The 19,626-nt window shown below is 66.0% G+C and carries 17 protein-coding genes; 2 read left to right on the top strand and 15 right to left on the bottom strand.

Annotated features, from left to right (window positions below; all coding sequences use genetic code 11):
• Positions 1 to 84 precede the first annotated feature (84 nt).
• Both CI15_RS05410 and CI15_RS05415 read left to right on the top strand, forming a co-directional pair.
• Positions 85 to 267: a type II toxin-antitoxin system HicA family toxin gene (locus tag CI15_RS05410; protein ID WP_062125051.1), complete on the top strand. Its 183-nt coding sequence runs from the start codon at positions 85 to 87 to the stop codon at positions 265 to 267.
• A complete protein-coding gene (locus CI15_RS05415) occupies positions 264 to 674 on the top strand; it encodes a type II toxin-antitoxin system HicB family antitoxin (protein WP_062125052.1) in 411 nt (136 codons plus the stop codon). Before CI15_RS05410 ends, CI15_RS05415 begins: the two co-directional genes overlap by 4 nt.
• 93 nt (positions 675 to 767) lie before the next feature.
• On the opposite strand, the gene CI15_RS05420 is transcribed toward CI15_RS05415, so the two are convergent.
• The 15 genes from CI15_RS05420 to cheA form a co-directional block, all read right to left on the bottom strand.
• Positions 768 to 1,502, bottom strand: a complete 735-nt coding sequence (locus CI15_RS05420) for an RNA polymerase sigma factor FliA (protein WP_062126095.1) — start codon at positions 1,500 to 1,502, stop codon at positions 768 to 770.
• A 30-nt stretch (positions 1,503 to 1,532) separates the two neighbouring features.
• Positions 1,533 to 2,402 (bottom strand): MinD/ParA family ATP-binding protein, encoded by an 870-nt coding sequence (locus CI15_RS05425; RefSeq protein WP_062125053.1) that lies wholly within the window; start codon positions 2,400 to 2,402, stop codon positions 1,533 to 1,535.
• Complete coding sequence (gene flhF, locus CI15_RS05430; RefSeq protein ID WP_062125055.1) at positions 2,395 to 4,437, bottom strand: flagellar biosynthesis GTPase FlhF; 2,043 nt, start codon at positions 4,435 to 4,437, stop codon at positions 2,395 to 2,397. The genes CI15_RS05425 and flhF overlap by 8 nt, the downstream gene beginning before the upstream one ends.
• Before the next feature lie 302 nt (positions 4,438 to 4,739).
• Positions 4,740 to 6,842 (bottom strand): flagellar biosynthesis protein FlhA, encoded by a 2,103-nt coding sequence (flhA, locus tag CI15_RS05435; protein ID WP_062125057.1) that lies wholly within the window; start codon positions 6,840 to 6,842, stop codon positions 4,740 to 4,742.
• Positions 6,839 to 8,071 (bottom strand): flagellar biosynthesis protein FlhB, encoded by a 1,233-nt coding sequence (gene flhB, locus CI15_RS05440; protein WP_062125059.1) that lies wholly within the window; start codon positions 8,069 to 8,071, stop codon positions 6,839 to 6,841. The genes flhA and flhB overlap by 4 nt, the downstream gene beginning before the upstream one ends.
• 175 nt (positions 8,072 to 8,246) lie before the next feature.
• Complete coding sequence (locus CI15_RS05445; protein WP_062125061.1) at positions 8,247 to 9,563, bottom strand: DUF3443 domain-containing protein; 1,317 nt, start codon at positions 9,561 to 9,563, stop codon at positions 8,247 to 8,249.
• 14 nt (positions 9,564 to 9,577) lie between these two features.
• Positions 9,578 to 10,126: a DUF2844 domain-containing protein gene (locus tag CI15_RS05450; protein ID WP_062125063.1), complete on the bottom strand. Its 549-nt coding sequence runs from the start codon at positions 10,124 to 10,126 to the stop codon at positions 9,578 to 9,580.
• 338 nt (positions 10,127 to 10,464) lie between these two features.
• Complete coding sequence (gene cheZ, locus CI15_RS05455) at positions 10,465 to 11,175, bottom strand: protein phosphatase CheZ (RefSeq protein ID WP_062125065.1); 711 nt, start codon at positions 11,173 to 11,175, stop codon at positions 10,465 to 10,467.
• 1 nt (position 11,176) lies between these two features.
• Positions 11,177 to 11,572 (bottom strand): chemotaxis response regulator CheY, encoded by a 396-nt coding sequence (gene cheY / locus CI15_RS05460; RefSeq protein WP_018418782.1) that lies wholly within the window; start codon positions 11,570 to 11,572, stop codon positions 11,177 to 11,179.
• Between the two features lie 61 nt (positions 11,573 to 11,633).
• On the bottom strand, positions 11,634 to 12,722 hold the full coding sequence (locus tag CI15_RS05465) for a protein-glutamate methylesterase/protein-glutamine glutaminase (protein WP_062126096.1): 1,089 nt from the start codon (positions 12,720 to 12,722) through the stop codon (positions 11,634 to 11,636).
• 5 nt (positions 12,723 to 12,727) lie between these two features.
• Entirely contained in the window at positions 12,728 to 13,453 is a 726-nt protein-coding gene (cheD, locus tag CI15_RS05470; protein WP_062125067.1) for a chemoreceptor glutamine deamidase CheD, read from the bottom strand.
• The gene (locus tag CI15_RS05475; RefSeq protein ID WP_062125068.1) at positions 13,450 to 14,421 is read right to left on the bottom strand and encodes a CheR family methyltransferase; all 972 of its coding nucleotides are present in this window, start codon (positions 14,419 to 14,421) and stop codon (positions 13,450 to 13,452) included. The genes cheD and CI15_RS05475 overlap by 4 nt, the downstream gene beginning before the upstream one ends.
• Before the next feature lie 204 nt (positions 14,422 to 14,625).
• A complete protein-coding gene (locus tag CI15_RS05480; protein WP_062125070.1) occupies positions 14,626 to 16,482 on the bottom strand; it encodes a methyl-accepting chemotaxis protein in 1,857 nt (618 codons plus the stop codon).
• A 94-nt stretch (positions 16,483 to 16,576) separates the two neighbouring features.
• Positions 16,577 to 17,104: a chemotaxis protein CheW gene (locus CI15_RS05485; protein ID WP_062126097.1), complete on the bottom strand. Its 528-nt coding sequence runs from the start codon at positions 17,102 to 17,104 to the stop codon at positions 16,577 to 16,579.
• Positions 17,105 to 17,182: 78 nt separating this feature from the next.
• Positions 17,183 to 19,528: a chemotaxis protein CheA gene (gene cheA, locus CI15_RS05490; protein ID WP_062125079.1), complete on the bottom strand. Its 2,346-nt coding sequence runs from the start codon at positions 19,526 to 19,528 to the stop codon at positions 17,183 to 17,185.
• Between the last annotated feature and the right edge of the window lie 98 nt (positions 19,529 to 19,626).

Below are 19,626 nucleotides of genomic sequence, written 5' to 3' on the forward strand. Positions count from 1 at the left end.
GGCTTCGACTCCGCCGCGCATCGATAGTGAAAACTCGCCACTCGTTAAGTTGTGTATGTGTGTGTATGATGGAGGGTATGATGTATGAACAGTGCCGAGGTCGTCAAATTGATTCAAGCGAATGGCTGGCAGCTCATCCGCATCACGGGCAGTCACCATCATTTCAGGCACGCGGGAAAACGGGGGCTCGTGACCGTCCCGCATCCGAAAAAAGATTTGCCGGCCGGCACCCTGAACAGCATTCTGAAACAGGCGGGGCTCAAATGAAGCATCTGATCTACCCGATCGCCATCGAACTGGGGGACGACACGCACGCGTTCGGCGTCGTGGTGCCCGATATTCCGGGTTGCTACTCCGCGGGCGACACGCTCGAAGAAGCGTACGCAAACGCGAAAGTAGCGATCGAATCTCATCTCGAAACCTTGCTCGACGAAGGGTTGCCGCTGCCCGAGCCGCTTACGCTCGGCGAGCACCGGCGCAATCCCGAATTCGAGGGTTTTGCATGGGGGTTCGTGACAACGCGCAATATTCCCGCGTTGAAGAAGGCGGTCCGCATCAACATCTCGCTGCCCGAAGTGCTCGTGCAGGAGATCGACGCGTATGCACAGGCGCGCGGCATGTCGCGCTCGGCTTTTCTTGCGCTCGCCGCCGAGCATGAGATGGCGGACGCATGAGCTACGCCAGGCGGCACAGACACGCATCGGCATCTGCGCGCTGCCGCGTCTGAAGGCGTCACACGCCATACGGCGGGCCGCCCCGCCACGGCATCAGTTCGTTTCGGTGTTCGCCCAGGCCATTTCCCGCAGCCGGGCGCGCAGGCGTGACACCGCCTGGCTGTGCAGCTGGCACACGCGCGATTCGCTGACTTCCATGACCGCGCCGATCTCGCGCAAGTTCATGCCGCGCTCGTAGTACAGCGACATCAGCAGCTTCTCGCGCTCCGGTAGCCTGTCGATCGCCTCGACGAGCGCCGAGCGCAGGCTGTCGTCGAGCAGCGCCGAGAGCGGATCGGAATGATCGACGCAGTAGCGGTCCAGAAAAGGTTCGTCGTCGGCGGAGCGGTCGAAGTCTTCGTAGTAGATCAGCTGGCTGCCGTGCAGGTCTTGCAACATCGACTGGTATTCGTCGAGCGGCATTTGCAGGTGTTCGGCGATCTCGGTCTCGCTCGCCGAGCGGCCGAGGTTCTGCTCCACCTTATGCACCGCCGTTTCCACTTCCCGCGAGGTGCGCCGCAGGCTACGCGGCAGCCAGTCATTGCTGCGCAGCTCGTCGAGCATCGCGCCGCGAATCCGCTGGCTCGCATAGGTCTCGAATTGCGCGCCCTGGTCTTCCTTGTAACGGCCGGCGGCATCCAGCAAGCCGATCATGCCGGCCTGGATCAGGTCATCGAGATCGACGCTCGCCGGCATTTTCGCGACGAGCTGCAAGCCGAGTCGACGCACCAGCGGTGCGTACTTCGTCAAAACTTCGGCCTGAGAAATCTTTCCCTGAGCGTTGTACATCGTGCTCCCCTTGTCCATCGTGCGCGCCTTTTAAGCGTGCTGCGCGGACGGTTGGTCGGCGTGGTGCGCCGCTGTAACTGTCGCAGGCGCCCGCCAGGGCGTTTGCGACGACATCGCTGGCCGCATCGGCCAGTACTGCAATTCGGCGGCGAGATGGCGGAAGTCGCGCGCGGCCGGCGTCGACGGAAATGCGTCGACCACGCAGCGCGACAACTCGAGCGCCCGGGCCATGCGCACGTCGGCCGCGATGCAGCCGGCGTCTTCCAACGCGACGCTCAGATAACGACCAGCCACCCCGGCGAGCTTCGCGAACGCGGCTTGCGCGTCGTTGGCGCTTTGCACGTGAGTCGCGAGCACGCGCAGCTGCGCGATCGCGTGCGCGTAATGCAAACGCTTGACGCACGCATACGCGTTGGTGATCGCCTCGCCCGACACGCGCGCGACGATCATCACGTCGTGCGCCTGCTTCGCGAGCGGCGACAGATGCCCTTCGTCGTCGAGCTGCGCGTCGATCAGCACGATGTCGGCCGAGCCGCCGAGCAGCACGCTGAATTCGGCCTCCGTATGGCCCTCGCGGTTGTTGCGCGAGGCGGCCAGCACCGAAAAACCGAGCGCGTGACGCGCCGCGGCGAAGTCGACCGGGGTCTCGCCGCGCATCACCGCCGCGAAGTTGCCCGCGCCGCGCAAGCCGCCGAGCATCGAGCTCACCGATCTTTCACCGACGCATTCGTCGATCACGAGCACGTCCTTGCCCTGCTGCGCGAGCGCCGCGGCGAGATTGACCGCCACGGTGGTATTGCCCACCCCGGCCGACGCGCCAGCCAACGCGATCACGCGCGCGCCGCTGCGCGCGAGCAGCCGCCGCAGGCCTTCGGCCTGATCCGAAACGAACTTATCCAAAGCGAACCTCGTGCAGCTCGGCCGTCGAACGTGCGGACAGCGAGGACAGCAAAGCGGGAATGTCGTCGTCGTGCGGCACGAACGGTGAGTTGTCGCGCGGTATGCAGAACGTGCTCTTGATCAGGAATTTCTTCGTCGCGATGTACAGGTTCTCCGGCACCTTCTGTCCGGTCGATACGTAGTGCACCGGCAGCTTGTAGCGGATCACCGCGTCGAGCACGCCGCCGAGGTTGGTCGCTTCGTCGATCTTGGTGAGGATGCAGCCGGCGAGCGGCTGCTGGTCCGGCGCGCGCTGATAGGCCTGCACGACTTCGTTCAACGTGTCGCCGTGGCTCGTCGCGTTGAGTAGCAACAGGCGCTGCACCGGCTGGCCGGCGCGGCACAGCATCGCGATCTGGTCGGACACGAGACGGTCGCGCTGGCTCATGCCGATCGTGTCGATCAGCACGATGTGCTTGTTGCGCAGCTCCGAGAGCGCGAGTTGCAGATCGGCGCTGTCCTTCACCGCATGCACCGAGACGCCGAGAATCTTGCCGAAAATGCGCAGCTGTTCGTGACCGCCGATGCGGTAGCTGTCGGTCGTCAGCAGCGCAACCTTGCTCGCGCCGAAGCGCATCACGCAGCGCGCGGCGAGCTTCGCGGTGGTCGTCGTCTTGCCGACGCCGGTCGGCCCCATCAACGCGAACACGCCGCCACGCTCCATCAGCGCGTCTTCGTCTTCCATCACCGGCAGGTTCGATTCGAGCACCGAGCGCACCCAGTCCATGCCGCCTTCCATCGACTCGATGTCGTCGGGCATGTTCTCGACCATCATCTGCACGAGCTGCGCGGAAAAACCCGCCGCGAACAGATGCTTGGTGAGCGCGGCGCGCGCGGGGTTGCGGCGCTGTCGATCGCTCCACAACAGCCCCGCGAAGTGCTCTTCCATCATGTCGCGCATCGACGTCAGCTCGGTCATCACGGTGTCCTTGACGACCTGCTCCATGCGCGCCTTGATCGCTTCGGCGACGGCGGCCGGCGTGCGGCTTTCGTCGGTGACGGACGGCACGGGCGCGATCTTCTGCGCGGAGCGGCGCGCAGCGACTTCGGCGGCTTCGCGCGCCCAGTCGGGCGTGTCGATGACCGGCCGCGCGTCGACCGCGCTGCCCAGGCCTTTGGCGGTCGCGACCGCGGGCGTCATTGCGGCGGGACGGGCGCTGTACTCGCCGCGCTGTTGCTGCTGTTCGGCCGCGATGCGGCGCGCGTGATCGATGAGCCACGGATTCGATTCGGCCATCGTGCGCGGCACGGCGGCTTCGCTGGATGTGCCGGCCGACGGCACCGGCACCCCGGCGGCTTTCAGCAGATCCGCGCGGATGTCTTCCGACAGGCGCACGGCCGCGGCGCGGGCGCTGGGGCCGGACGGTGTGGCGGCAGCGGAAGTGGCCGCTGCGTTGAACGGGGCGACTGCGGACGCCGCCGTTGTGTTGTTCGTGCCCGGCATCGTCGCGCTGCCTGGCTGATTGACGGGCAACGCGGTCGTTGCTGCGGATGCCGCGCTGAGCGCGGCATGCGTCGTCGGATAAGTAGCCAGGCTGCCAGCCGGATTGGCGGCGCTCAGCGGCGCTTCATTCGCGGATGCATTCAGCGATGTCTTGACCGCTGCGCCGCCCATGAAATCCGCAGGCGCATGCGCCGCCGATTTCGCCGGCTCGCCCAGCGGCATCGCGTCCGCGCCCGCTTCCGGGCTCGCGCCGAACACCGACGAAAACACGTCCGGCATTGCGCTCGCGTACGGATTCAGCGGTGCCGCGGGCACGCCGCGCGGCGTGCCCATCGATGGCGCCCCCGCGCCCGCGCCGAACGCCGCGGCTTGCGCGCCCTGGCGAGCTTTCGGCGTGATCGCGGCAAGGTCGCTATCGGCGAGCGCGACGATTTCGACACTACCGTCGTCCATCGTGCGATTCGACAGCACGACCGCATCGGGGCCAAGTGCTTCGCGGACGAGACGCAACGCATCGCGACTGGTAGCACCGACAAATTTACGAATGTTCAAGCTGGACCCCCGATGAGGTAAACGGACTGACGGGCTGGCAATACACCGCTTCCCATTGCAATCAATTATTGCGAAACGAGTCGAGCGACGATCGATGGATAAAGACCGTTAAAGGTCGGCAATTCGCGTGATGGAGACGCGGCGGATGCGTCGTTCGACGAGCCCCGCCAAGGCGTCTTTACCGGCCCAACGGCATGCGCGATCAGAAGCGGAAATGAAAACCGGCGCCCCACTGGAGCGCCGGTCCGATAGCCATCGATAGCCATCGATCACCATCGATAGCCGCAAGCGGGCGGCCTTCCTCAGCCGTGCGCGCCGATCAGATTCACCACCTTGACGTTGCGCGTATCGGGCACTTCCGCATACGACAGCACCTTCAGCTGCGGCAGGCTGCGGCGCAGGAAGCGCGCGAGCATCGGCCGCAGCGCGTGCTGCACGAGCAGCACCGGAGCGAGGCCGAGGTTCTGCTGACGCGTCATCGCCTTCTGTGTTTCGGTGAGCAGCGTGTTGGCGAGACCCGGCTCGAGACCCGGGTTCGGCCCGGTCGACAGCGCCTGCGACAGCACCCGTTCGAGGTTCGCGTCGAGGCCCATCACCTGCATGTCGGCGGTGCCGGGGAACCACTGCTGCGTGATCGCGCGGCCGAGCGCGAGCCGCACCGCGGCGGTCAGGTCGTGGGCGTCGGTGATCTTGGTGGCGTGCTCGGCGAGCGCTTCGAGGATCGTGCGCAGGTCGCGGATCGGCACGCCTTCTTCGAGCAGGTTCTGCAGCACCTTCTGCAGCGTGGTGAGCGGCAGCACCTTCGGCACCAGATCGTCGACGAGCGACGGCGTGTCCTTCTGCATCCGCTCGATCAGCGACTGCACCTCGCGGCGGCCGAGCAGCTCCGACGCGTGGGTGACGACGAGGTGATTCAGGTGCGTCGCGACCACCGTGCTCGAATCGACGACCGTATAGCCATACACCTGCGCCTGCTCGCGCAGATTCGTGTCGATCCAGATCGCGGGCAGGCCGAACGCCGGGTCCTGGGTCGGCGTACCCGGCAGCGCGGCCGAGACCTGACCGGGGTTGATCGCGAGCCACTGGCCCGGATACGCTTCGCCCGAGCCGACCTCGACACCCTTCAACGCAATGCGATAGCCGTTCGGCCGCAATTCGAGGTTGTCGCGGATATGAATGACCGGCGGCAAAAAGCCGATTTCCTGAGCGAACTTCTTGCGGATGCTCTTGATCCGCTTCAGCAGTTCGCCGTCCGAGTTCTTGTCGACGAGCGGTATCAGCCGGTAGCCCACTTCGAGGCCGAGCGTGTCGATCATCGTCACGTCGTCCCAGCTCGCCTCGGCGTTTTCGACCGGCGCCAGCGCGGCCGGCGTGACGTCGACGAGGGCCGGCGCGTTCTTGCGCTCCTCGCTGCGCTTCTTCATCGTGCGGCCGAGCTGGATCAGGCCGCCGCCGAGAATCAGGAACGCGAAGTGCGGCATGCCCGGAATCAGGCCCATCAGCACGAGGATGGAGCCGGTGATCATCAGCACGCGCGGATTCGTGAACAGCTGGCCGGTCAGCTGCGTGCCGATGTCTTCGTTGGTGGCGACGCGCGACACGATCACACCGGCTGCCGTCGAAATCACCAGCGACGGAATCTGCGCGACGAGGCCGTCGCCGATCGTCAGCAGCGTGTAGTTCTTGCCCGCCGCCGCAAAACTCATGTCGTGCTGGACCATCCCGACGATCAGCCCGCCGATGATGTTGATCACCATGATCAGCAGACCGGCGATCGCATCGCCCCGCACGAACTTGCTCGCACCGTCCATCGAGCCGTAGAACTCGGCTTCCTGCGAAATATCCGAGCGGCGCTTGCGGGCCTGCTCTTCGTTGATGAGGCCGGCGTTCAGATCGGCGTCGATCGCCATCTGCTTGCCGGGCATCGCGTCGAGCGTGAAGCGCGCGGACACTTCGGCGATCCGCCCCGCGCCCTTGGTGATGACCATGAAGTTGATCACCATCAGGATGACGAAGACGACGATACCGACCGCGAAGTTGCCGCCCACGAGGAAGTGGCCGAACGACTCGATCACCTGGCCGGCCGCGTCCGGACCGGTGTGGCCTTCGAGCAGCACGATCCGCGTCGACGCGACGTTCAGCGACAGCCGCAGCAGCGTCGAGAACAGCAGCACGCTCGGGAACGCGGCGAAGTCGAGCGGCTTCATCGTGTACATGCTGACGAGCAGCACCATCACCGACAGCGCGATATTGAACGTGAACAGCAGATCCAGCAGGAACGGCGGCAACGGCAGAATCATCATGCCGAGGATCATGCAGATCAGCACCGGCCCGGCGAGGGCGCGCAGGTTGGTGCTGCTCAGGGCATCCGGCCGTCGGGCGAGGAAACCGGCGCGAGCGTTCATGCGGAGGCTCCGTTATTGTTGTTGCTCGTGTCGTCGTTGGCGTCGTCGCCGGGGTTCAGCGCGTCTTCGGCTTCGTCGGCGGCGTCTTCGTCCGACACGCCGCCCTTATCGAGTTCGGCCGGCACGTCGAGGTCGGTCGGCGCGACAGGGGCGTCGCCGCCCTCGGTCTTGAAGCGACGTAGCTGATAGACCCACGCGAGCACTTCGGCCACCGCGCCATACAGCGGCCCCGGAATCTCGCGATTCAGTTCGACGTTGTGATACAGCGCCCGCGCGAGCGGCGGCGCTTCGAGCAACGGCACGTTGTTTTCGGCGGCGATCTCGCGAATCCGCGCGGCCACGAGGTTCACGCCCTTCGCGACCACCTTCGGCGCGCGCATCTCGCCGTCCGTGTATTGCAGCGCGACCGCGAAGTGCGTCGGGTTCGTCACGACCACGTCGGCCTTCGGCACCTGGGCCATCATGCGGCGCCGTGCGATCGCACGCTGCTGCGCGCGAATCTTGCCCTTGATGTGCGGATCGCCTTCACTCTCGCGATGCTCGCGCTTCACTTCTTCCTTCGTCATGCGCAGCTTCTTGTGGAACGACCACAGCTGGTAGGGCACGTCGAGCGCGGCCACGACGAACATGCCGGCCACCGTCGTGCCGCAGCACACCGCGATCAGATGCACGGAGTTGGCGAGCGCGAGATGGAGCGGCTGCGTGGCGAGCGCGAGGAGTTGCTCATGGCGAGTCCAGATGGCCGTCCCGCCGATGACACCCACCACGAGCGTCTTCGCGAGCGACATGCCGAGCTGGATCGGCCCGTTGATCGAAAACATGCGGCTCAAGCCCTCGATCGGATTGAGCCGGCCGAACTTCGGTTCGAGCGCTTTCGTCGACAGCAGCCAGCCGCCGAGCGCCATCGGCGCGAGCAGCGCGGCGAGGCCGGTGAAGGCGAGGATCGGCAGTAGCGCGTAAAGTCCTTCGCGGCTCGCGGCGCCCGCGCCGATCAGCATGCGGCTGGTGTCGAACGTGCTCGCGTGATTGAACGTGAGCGACGCACGCAGCATGTTCTGCAAATGGTCGCCGATGCTGCCGGACATGCCCCACACGCCATAGAACCCGGCTGCGAGCAGCGCGAAGGTCGACAACTCCCGCGAACGCACGATCTGCCCCTCCTCGCGCGCCTTTGCCAGGCGCCGAGGGGTGGCTGATTCGGTTTTTTCGAGGTCGCTGTCCTCTGCCACAAAGCTCTCCGGTCGGACGAGGCACGACGCCTCTTTCCAGTGACAGCGATTATTCCCGCTCGACGCAAGCGCCGATCGGCGGATAAGGGCGGAGAAACGGGGGTATTTCGACGGATGGCCGGACGGCCCGCGTGTGTCTCACACGCGCCGTCCGGCATCGATTTGACGCGCGGCTTCAGTAGCCGACGTAGGGGGAGGCGCCGCCGCTCGCGGTCTGGTCGAGGTGGTAGTACACGTAGCGGCCGTAGAAGAACGGCAGACCGACGTCGAAGCTGGCATTGCCGCCGATCTGACCGGCGAGGTCGTTGAACGCGTAGTTGCTGCCGTTGTTGAACAACGTCTGCGCATTCAGGATGCCGATGCTCGCGACCGCCGACACTTTGTTCAGCCCCACCAGCGTGACCGTGCGGGTCTGCGCCGAGGACGGGCAATAGAAGCCCGCGAATTGGCTGCCGCACTGCGTGAGCGTGCCATCGCCGAAGAAATAGGCGTTCGAGCCGGAATCGAGGAACGCCTGAACCGTCGTGCCGTTGAAGGTGCTGTTGTTCAGGTCGCCGAAGGCATCGGTCGTGAAGACGTTCGACGCGGCGAGCTGGTTGTTGCCCTGCGTGCCGATGCCGAACACGAGCGTGCCGCTCGCCGAAGCGGCGCCGGTGTTCGACACGGGCGCCATCTGCACGATCACGCCGTTGTTGTCGAGCGGGAAGCTCGCGACCGGGTTGGCGACCTGCTGCGCGAGCGGCACCGCCGTGCGGCTGCATGCGATGCCGTTCGGGCAGGCGAAGTAGTTGCTGTAGTTCGCCGCGGTCGCCGGGTTCGCGCACGTCGCGCCGCAGTCGGTCGGCGCGGTACCGACGCCGAGAATGCCAGTCGCGCCGAGATCGCTGACCGTGTTTTCGGCCGAGCCGTTGCCGCAGCCGCTCGTGGGTGTCGTGCTCGCGGCCTTGTCGCCGATGATCTGCAGCGGGATGCTGCTGGTCGTCGTTTCGCCGCCCATCGTCACGAGCGCGGTGCGCACCGAGCCCCACGTGAAACCGTCCGCGAACGTCGCGCACTCGGCGAGCTGCGCGCCGCTGCCGGCGATCGTGCTGACCGGCAACGCGTTGAGCAGCGTCGAATTGAGCACCGAGCCGACCACGCGCAGGCCAAATGAGCCCGTGTCGAGCTGGATGTTGTCGATCTTCTGGCAGTTGGTCGTCGAACCCGGCGCGCAGATCGTCACGCTGACGGTCGGAATGTTGATGACACCCGCCACGCCTCGGCCGACCGTGATGGGCACCGTGTTCGAGGCGTTCGGGGAGATCGGCTGCTGGGTCGGGCTGGCCGGCAGCGATCCGCCGTTCAGGCCGTTCGACGTGCCACCGCCGCTGTTGGAACTGGAGTTGTCGCTGCCACCGCCACCGCCGCAGGCGACTAGCGTCGCCGTGAGCAGCACGGCAAGCATGGCCTGCATCCAGCCTTTGAGTTTCGCGCTCGTGTGCATGGTTCGCATCGTCGTCCTCGCCGTTACTGGATGTCGGAACCGCTGACGCCGGCCGGCAGCTCGGACGGCAGCCAGGCGACGCCGCTAAATGCGCCCATGTGGCCGCCCGAGCGCACCACGAGCCCGCTGTCGTCGACGCTGACCGGGCCGCGCGCATTGCCGCGCGCGGCCCGAACGGCCTTCACACCGGCCACGTACTGCGGGAAATAACTGCCGAGCAGATCGTTGAGATCGGGCATCTGCGGACCATGCCACGAAATGCCGAATACGGCACCGCTCGTAGTGAGATATTCGCGCACGACGGTGCCGTTCCCGAAGGTGGTCTCGCGTACGGTGTAGGAGGCGGAGGTGGAAGACGTGGAGGACGCCGCGCTCGATTCGGAGCGCATGACGCTTTGGGTTGTGCCACTCGCGGGCTGCACCACACGGGACGACACCGAGGCGTCGGAGGGCGGCGTCAGCGGCGCGCTGCCCAGTGCCGCCTGGGCGGACTGTGACGCGGCCAGCGCCAATAACGAACATGGCAAGACCAGCGCCGTGACTCTCCCGGCGCGACGAATACGACTCCACATAGTGATGCTCCTCCCGAGCTGCTTCGCGCTTCGCTGACTGCGCGAACCGGTCGCATGTAGGCAGATGATACGGCACTGCCGCGGCCGTTACGCTGAGGGGTCTCCCTCATCGGGCAACCGCCCGGCATTGTGCTGACCGGGTGCCGTACCGCTTTGACCTCGTAGTATGCCTGCTGATCCTTTCAGCCAACAGCAGCCGCGCTCGCGTGCGCGACTTACCGACAATTACAGGGGGGAACCACACTGAAGCGTTGTATTCAGCGCGCATTAGCTGCGCGCCTCGCGCGAATCGCGGCAAGACCACCAGCCCGGGTCGCGCGCCGGGCCGTTTCAATCGATCAGAAGCCGAGGCTCGCGAGCAGATCGTCGACCTGCGATTGATCCTGCACCACGTCGGTCTTGCCTTCCGGATTGATCTGCGGACCGTTGAGCAGATGCTCGGGACTGCCCGTCGACGACACCTCGGCCTTCAGAGCCGCCGCGTTCGCCGCGAACTGCTCGCGACGCTCGAGCGCGATGTTCTCGACCAGCACCCCGAGCAGTTGCTGCTCGATCAGGTAGACGACGTCGGTGATCTTCTTGATCACCTGGCCGGTCAGATCCTGGAAGTCCTGCGCGAGCATGATCTCCATTAGCTGCGAGTTGGTCGCGCCGGTCGCTTCGGGTACGCCGCGCAGAAAGGTGCGCGTGTCGTTCATCAGCGCGCGCACTTCTTCGCGCTCGATCGGCGCCGCGTACCACTGCTCCCAGCGTGCGTCGAGCTCGCCCGCGTCTTTCTGCAACTGCTCCTGGATCGGCTTCGCAACGTCGATCGCCGACAGCACGCGCTCGGCGGCCTGCTCGGTCATATTGGCGATGTACTTCAGACGATCGCGCGCGTCGGGCACGGCTTCGGCCGCACGCTCGACGTGCTTGTCGAGCCCAAGCTCGCGCATCGAATCGCGCAAGGTGCGCGTCAGTTGTCCGATGCGCGCGAGGATGCGGTCCGACGCGAAGTCGCCGCTGTCATTGCCCGCTTCGGCGCCAGGCGTTTCGGTCGGCGGCGTCACGTCAGCTCCCGGCTTTCGCCATCTTCTCGAGAATCTTGTTGAGCTTCTCGTCGAGCGTCGCGGCCGTGAACGGCTTGACGACATAACCGCTCGCGCCGGCCTGCGCCGCCGCGATGATGTTTTCCTTCTTCGACTCGGCCGTCACCATCAGCACCGGCAGGTGCGCGAGGCTCGCGTCGGCGCGGATTTCCTTCAGCATCGCCAGACCGTCGAGGTTCGGCATGTTCCAGTCGGAGATCACGAACTCGTAGCTGCCGCTGCGCAGACGCGCGAGACCGGCCGCGCCGTCCTCAGCTTCGTCGACGTTCGAGTAGCCCAGTTCCTTGAGCAGGTTGCGGACGATCCGGCGCATCGTCGGAAAATCGTCAACCACCAGAATCTTCATTCCCTTATCCATTTCTATCCCTTTGCTTGATCCATGTTGCGGCGTTCGACCGCGTCATTCCATCCGGCACGCATCATACCCGCTGAACGCGTTCACCCATCGACGACAAACGCGCCATCACGCGCCGGCTCATGTCCGGCAGCGCGGCGATTTCGTCGGCGGCTCCGAGTGCGATCGCCTCGCGCGGCATGCCGAACACGATGCAGCTCGCTTCGTCCTGCGCCAGCGTGTAGGCACCGGCCTTTTTCATCTCCAGCAGACCGGCCGCGCCGTCGCGCCCCATGCCGGTCAGAATCACGCCGACCGCGTTCTTGCCCGCATGCTGCGCGGCCGAGCGGAACAGCACATCGACCGACGGACGATGCCGGTTCACCGGCGGGTCGTCGGACAGGTGCGCAATATAGTTCGCGCCGCTCCTCGCGAGCAACAGATGCGCGTGGCCCGGCGCGATGTACGCGTGCCCCGGCAGCACGCGCTCGCCGTGCTCCGCCTCTTTAACGGTAATCCGGCACAAACCATTGAGGCGTTGCGCAAAAGATTTCGTGAAGCCGGGCGGCATGTGCTGCGCGATCAGCACCGCGGGCGCATCGGGCGGCAGCGGCACGAGCACTTCACGGATCGCTTCGGTGCCGCCCGTCGAGGCACCGACGATGATCAGCTTCTCGGTACTCAGGAGCGGGTTGTTGAACAGCGGCGTGGCGCCGAGCGGCGCCTGCGCGGCGTGCGTGGCCGCATGCTGCGCGGGCGCGGCCTGGCGCACGCGCGCGCGGGCCGCGGCGCGCACCTTGTCGGCGAGCTTTTCCGCGTAGTCGAGCATGCCGTCGCGAATGCCGACCTTCGGCTTGGTGACGAAATCCACCGCGCCGAGTTCGAGCGCGCGCAGCGTGATTTCGTTGCCGCGTTCGGTCAGCGACGAGACCATCACGACCGGCATCGGCCGCAGGCGCATCAACTTCTCGAGAAAGTCGAGGCCGTCCATGCGCGGCATTTCGACGTCGAGCGTCAACACGTCCGGGTTGTGCTGCTTGATGAGCTCGCGCGCGACGAGCGGATCGGGCGCCGTCGCCACCACTGTCATGTCCGGCTGGCCATTGATGATCTCGGTCATCAGGCTGCGGATCAGCGCCGAATCGTCGACGCACAATACCTTGATCTTTTGCACAGCGCTCACGCCTCCTCTGTCGTTCTGGCGTTGTTTGAATGAGTCGGGCGCGGGTTCGCGCCGAACAGTTCGATTCTCGGCCGCGCGGCAGCTGCGGCCGCGGCCGGCTTCGCGAACAGCTCGACCCGCTTGCGCGCGGCAGCGAGCCGCTCGGCGCGCGCTTCGGCGCTTTGCCGCACGAGCGCCTGCTCGCGCTCGGCCACGCCCGCTTCCTGCTGCAAGCGCAACTTCTTCACCATCACCTGGCCGGTGCGCGGCATGAACGCCACCTTGCGCGGGTGCGAGCCCTGCAGGTCCTCGGCGACGATGCGGATCTTTTCGGTGGCCAGATAGCGGCGCACGAACTCCGAGTTGCGATCGCCGATGTTCATCGTCGTCATACCCGCGAGCACCGCGCCGCCGCCGAACACCTTGGCCTCGAAGCGCTCGCGCCGCCCGCCCGCCTTGATCAGTTCGTTGATCAGCACTTCCATCGCGTATGCGCCGTAGCGCATCGAGTCCGACGCCGCCTGCGCGACGTCGGCGCCGTCGTCGGGCAGCATGAAGTGATTCATGCCGCCGATGCCCGCGGTGCGGTCCTGAATGCAGGCCGCGACGCACGAGCCGAGCACGGTCACGAGCACCATGTCTTCGCTCGTCGTGTAGAACTCGTTGGGCAACAGCTTCACGCCGGGGCGCTGAAAGTGGTTGTCGTAGTACAGGTTCGAAGCGATCGGCAGCGTGCTGCTCATGCGGCCACCCCGCTCGGTTGATCCGCGCTGTGTGCGCCGTGCGCGTTGGCGCGTGACGATGCGCGAGCGCCGCCCGCGTCGCGTGTCAGTTCGTAGACGGTCTGGCCGCGCAGCCGGAACGCCTGCGTCACGTACGTGAAGTTTTCCGAATGGCCGGCGAACAACAGGCCGCCCGCTTTCATCAGCGGCTCGAAGCGCGTGAGCACCTGCGCCTGGGTCGGCTTGTCGAAATAGATCATCACGTTGCGGCAGAAAATCGCGTCGAACTGCGTGCGCAACTGGTAATCGCGATCGGTCAGGTTCAGCTGCTCGAAGCGCACGAGCGCGCGCACTTCGGGACGCACCTTGACCATCCCCGCATGCGCGCCCGTGCCCTTCAGGAAGAAGCGCTTGAGCCGCTCGGGCGACAGATGCTTGACCTGGTCGAACTGGTAGACGCCGGCCTCGGCCTTCGCGAGCACCTGGGTGTCGATGTCGGTCGCGAGCACCGATGCCTGGCGCGCGCCGCTCTCGCCGAGCGCTTCGATCAGCGTCATCGCGATCGAGTAAGGCTCCTCGCCCGTCGAGGCCGCCGAGCACCACACGGACACCGGCTGCGCGCGGCGTGGCGCGAACTCGGCGAGGATCGGAAAGTGATGGGCTTCGCGGAAAAACGCGGTCAGGTTCGTGGTCAGCGCATTGGTGAACGCTTCCCACTCGGCCGGATCGTTTTCCGCTTCGAGCAGATCGAGATACTGGCGGAACGTATCGATGCCACGCGCGCGCAAGCGGCGCGCGAGGCGGCTATACGCCATGTCGCGCTTGTGATCCGACAACGAGATGCCCGCCGCGCGATGAATCAGATCGCGGATACGGGCGAAATCGGCCGACGTGAATTCGAAATCGCGGCCCGTCTCGACGGACCTGGCCGGCTCTGTCCGGTCAGGAGCGGCCCGAGCGGGGCGTTGTGGTGCGCGCGTTGCCATCATGAAAATTCCTGTCTGCGATATGCGTCATCACGCTTGCCGCCCAGCCGCACTGCCTGGGGGGAAGGAATTGTCTTCGCGGAGTCGCGCCCTTCCGCGAATGTCATCGCCATACGGCCGGCTCGCGACACGCGTGATGCGCGTGCTTCGATGCTTCGCCCATCCGCGGGCGCGATACCGGTTGACCACATGTCGCTCTGCCGTTGCTTAAAACGTTTCCCAGTCCGCGTCCGAGCTTGCGCCCGGCGTGCTTGCCGCAGCGGCACGCGTGGGCGTGTCGGTCGTGGCGCGGGCCGCGGCTGCGGCCGGCCTGGGTTTCAATGCCGGTTCGACGCGTGCGGCCGCTTCGTGCTGACTGGCGGCCGTCGCTGCCGCCGCGCTTGCCTTCGTGTCGTTGCTCGCGCCTGCTGTGCCTACCGAAGTCGCCGCGCTCGCTGCTTTCGGTGCGGCTTTGGCGAACTGCGCGGGCGCTTGCGCACGCGTGGCAGCCACGCTCTGACGCACCGGTGAGCCGGCGACTTTCCAGCCGCTCAGCACCGACTGCAACTGCCGCGTCTGATCTTCGAGCGATGCCGCCGCGGCCGCTGCCTGCTCGACCAGCGCCGCATTCTGCTGCGTGACCGAATCCATCTGCACGACCGCGCGATTGACCTGCTCGATGCCGCCCGACTGCTCTTCCGACGCCGCGCTGATCTCGCCCATGATGTCGGTCACGCGCCGCACGGCCTGGACGATTTCGTCCATCGTCGTGCCCGCGCGGCCAACCAGCTCGGAGCCGCTCTTCACCTTGTCGGCCGAATCGCCGATCAGCTCCTTGATCTCCTTGGCGGCGCTCGCGCTGCGTTGCGCGAGGCTGCGCACTTCGCCCGCGACGACCGCGAAGCCGCGGCCCTGTTCGCCGGCGCGCGCGGCTTCGACCGCCGCGTTCAGCGCGAGAATGTTGGTCTGGAAGGCGATGCCCTCGATCACACCAATGATGTCGACGACCTTGTTCGAACTGGTCGCGATCTCCTGCATCGTCGTGACGACCTGGCTCACCACGTCGCCGCCGCGCGTCGCGATATCCGACGCGTTGACGGCAAGCTGGCTCGCCTGGCGCGCGTTCTCGGTGTTCTGCCGCACGGTGCCGGTCAGCTGGTCCATGCTCGACGCGGTTTCCTGCAGCGATGCGGCCTGCTGCTCGGTGCGCTGCGACAGATCGGTGTTGCCCATTGCGATTTCACGCGCACCGGTGTCGATCGATTCGGTGCTGCCGTGCACCGCGCGCAGCATCGTCGCGAGACTCTCCTGCATCCGTTTGATGCCCGCGAACAGGCGGCCGATTTCGTTGCCGCTGTAGACCTCGACGGTGCCCGACAGATCGCCGGCGGCGATCCGCTCGAAACACGCCGTCGCGTCGGCGAGCGGCTGCACGATCAGACCGCGCAACGCGAAGCGGATGCCCACCACCACCAGCAGCGCGAACACCGTGACCGCGCCGATCAGCGTGATCATCAGCGACGCGTTCGACTGCGCGCTCGCCTCCTGATCGGCCACGCTCTGCTGCAGCGCCTGGATGACCGTGGCCGCGGCCGCGTCGTAGGCGATGAACATCGGGCTGATCTTCGTGTCCGCTACCGCGTGATACGCATCGAGGTTGTTCGCGTTCAGCGCGGCGAATTCGACGTCGACGCCGTCATGCATGACCGTCGTGTGCTTCGCGAGCACATCGTCGAGCAACGCCTGATCGACGCCGTGCTTCGGCGCGTCGAGATACGCCTGCCAGCTCTGGTTGCTCTTGCCGAGCAACTCCTGCGCACGATCGAGCGCCTTCTTCGCCTCGTCCGCGTTGCCGGCCGCCGTCAGCGTGTTGAAGCGATCGATCGCGACGCGCGAGCGCAACAGATACGCCGACGCATCGTCGAGCGCATGAATCGCGACCAGTTCGCCGCGTGCGATGCGATCGAGCGAGCCGCTCGCGCGATTCAGCGCGCTCAGCCCGAGCGCGCCGACCACCACGGTCAGCGTCACCAGAAGAATCCCCACCATCGTCAACGATGTGCGGATCGACCACCTGCTCAGCATGTTGATGCTCCCTGTGCTGTGTTGCTGCTGTGTTGCTGCTGTGTTGCTGCTGTGTTCCTGCTGTGTTCCTGCTGTGATCCGTTCGCGCCTGCCGTCAGACGCCGAGCGTCTCGGTCAGCGACATCTCCGAGCTGGTCATCAGCTTCTCGATGTCCATCAGGATCAGCATGCGGCCGTCGACGGTGCCGAGACCGGTCAGGTACTCGGTCGTCAGCGTCGCGCCGAATTCCGGCGCCGGCATGATCTGGTCGACCGCGAGCGTCAGCACGTCCGACACGCCGTCCACCACCATCCCGACCACGCGATGCGCGACGTTCAGGATGATCACGACGGTCTGGTGGTCGTACTCGACGCGGCCCAGATGGAACTTGATGCGCATGTCGACGATCGGCACGATGATGCCGCGCAGGTTGATCACGCCTTTGATGAACTCGGGCGCATTGGCGATGCGCGTCACGTTGTCGTAGCCGCGGATTTCCTGCACCTTCAGGATGTCGATGCCGTACTCTTCCGCGCCGAGCGTGAAGACGAGGAATTCCTGACCGCCGGCGTCCGCCTGCGCGTCGCGGCGGCCATTCGTACCGCCCGCGACGCTCGAATTGATGGATTGGACTTCTGCCACGTTAGCCCCCAAACGGTTGGGATGAATTGAGTTGAAGTTGTATTGCGTTGTCTGTCAGTGCCGCAGCTGGCGCACGCCTCACGCGAAGCTCATCGCCTGATGCGCCTGCGCGTGCCCATGCGCATGGCGGGTTTCGCGGTTCAGCGCCGCGACGTCCACGATCAGTGCGACGCTGCCGTCGCCGAGGATGGTCGCCGCTGAAATGCCGTGCACCTTGCGGTAGTTCGTTTCGAGATTCTTCACGACCACCTGCTGCTGGCCGACGAGTTCGTCGATCAGCATCGCGAAGCGCCGTCCCTCGGTCTGCATGATCGTGACGATGCCCTGGGTCGGCTCCTGCTTCGCGTCCGACACGTTGAACACCTCGTGCAGCGCGACGAGCGGCAGGTATTCGCCGCGCACGCGCACCACGCGCTCGCCGTTGGCGACCGTGTAGATGTCTTCGGCTCGCGGCTGGAGCGACTCCATCACGAAGTTCAGCGGCAGGATGAAGATCTCGTTGCCGACCTTGACCGACATACCGTCGAGAATCGCGAGCGTGAGCGGCAACACGATCCGCGTGGTGCTGCCCTTGCCCGCGTGCGAGGTGATTTCGACGTGACCGCCCATCGACTGGATGTTGCGTTTCACCACATCCATGCCGACGCCGCGGCCCGACACGTCCGTGACCTGCTCGGCCGTCGAGAAGCCCGGCAGGAAAATCAGGTTCCAGACTTCTTCGTCGGTCATCGTTTCGCTGACCTGCATGCCCTGCTTGGCCGCCTTCGCGAGAATCTTGTCGCGGCGCAGGCCCGCGCCGTCGTCGCTGACCTCGATCACGATGTTGCCGCCGTGGTGCGCCGCCGACAGCACCAGCTGACCGGTCGAATCCTTGCCCGCCGCGCGGCGCGCCTCGACGGTTTCGATGCCGTGATCGAGACTGTTGCGCACGAGGTGGGTCAACGGATCGATGATCCGTTCGATGAGGCTCTTGTCGAGTTCGGTCGCCTGACCGAAGGTGACGAGTTCGACCTCCTTGCCGAGTTTTGCCGCGAGATCGCGCACCAGACGCGGGAAGCGGCTGAACACGTAATCCATCGGCATCATGCGGATCGACATCACCGCTTCCTGCAGATCGCGCGCGTTGCGCTCGAGTTGCGCCATGCCGTTGAAGAGCCGGTCGTGCAGCGCCGGATCGAACGTGCTGGTGGTCTCCGCGAGCATCGCCTGGGTGATCACCAGTTCGCCGACCAGGTTGATCAGCTGATCGACCTTCTCGACGCCGACGCGAATCGAGCTGCCTTCGCCGTTGGCCGCCGCGGCGGCCGGACGGGCCGCCTTGCGGTCCTGCTCGGCGGCGGCGCCGCCAGCCGGTTTGGCCGCCGCTTGAGCTGCGGCGGGTGCCGCTGCCGCCGGCTCGGCGGCGCCCGCGTGACTGGCCGCGCTGGCGGGCGCAGCGGTGTGGGCCACCGGGGCCGACGATGCCGCGTGCTCCGCGTGAATGACCGGCTGCGCTGGCGTCTGCGCTTGCGCCGCGGGAGCGGCGGGCGCGACGTGCGCAGTGGGCGCCGGTGTTCGGACGGCAGCGTCGGGCGTTCCAGGTTCGCCCTGCTGCGCGTCGTCCGCCGGCGCGGTGCCGCGGCCGATCGTGATCTGACTTTCGTCGATCACGAAGCAGCACACGGCGATGATGTCGTCGGAGGTGACGTCGGTCGAGAGCCACAGCATCAGATCGCTGCCGCTCTTGACCTGCCCGACGATATTGCCCAGGTTGCCCAGCTCTTCGGCAAGCAGTTCCTGGTCTTTCTCTCCCACGCCCCGTAGCGTAATTTTCAGATGAGGGCCGGCGCCGTCGCCCGTGCCCGCGGCCTGACCGGTCTGTGCCGGTTCGCCGCCCGTCCATTCACCCGCCGCCTGCACCGCCTGTTCGACGACGTGCTCGGGCGGGATGCCGCCTGGCTCCTCTAGTGCCATGGCGTGTGTTGCTGCTTGTGTTGCCGTCGCCGGCGCTGCCTCGACGACTGCCGGCGCCGGCTCCGGCGTGGCGCCCATGCGGCTTTCCGCGTGCAAGCGCTCGAGCTTCGCGCAGATCGCGCGCGCCACCGCCGCATCGGGCTCGGCGCTCGCGCGATAGTCGGCGAGCTGACCGGACAGCACGTCCTTGGTTTCGAGGAACGTGTCGATCATGTCCTTGCGCAGCACCAGCTCGTTGTTGCGCGCGCGATCGAGCAGCGACTCGAGAATGTGGGTCGTCTCGGTGAGCGCGGTGAAGCCAAAGGTCGCCGCGCCGCCCTTGATCGAATGCGCGGCGCGAAAGATCGCCGCGAGGTCCTCGGGGTCCGGGCGGGCCACGTCGAGATCGAGCAGCAATTGCTCCATCTGCGCGAGCAGTTCGTCCGCTTCGTCGAAGAACGTCTGATAGAACTGAGTGATGTCGAGTGTCATGCCTGGTTCACCGCTTGAGTGGCTGTCTGGCGTGAGCTGCCGTGCAGCCGCGTCGGGAGCTATCTGTCTGTACTGGGTCTAAAGGTGGCGTCGATGGC

The sequence above is a fragment of the Paraburkholderia monticola genome (genome assembly GCF_001580545.1).
In the GTDB taxonomy this organism is placed as follows: Bacteria; Pseudomonadota; Gammaproteobacteria; order Burkholderiales; family Burkholderiaceae; genus Paraburkholderia; species Paraburkholderia monticola.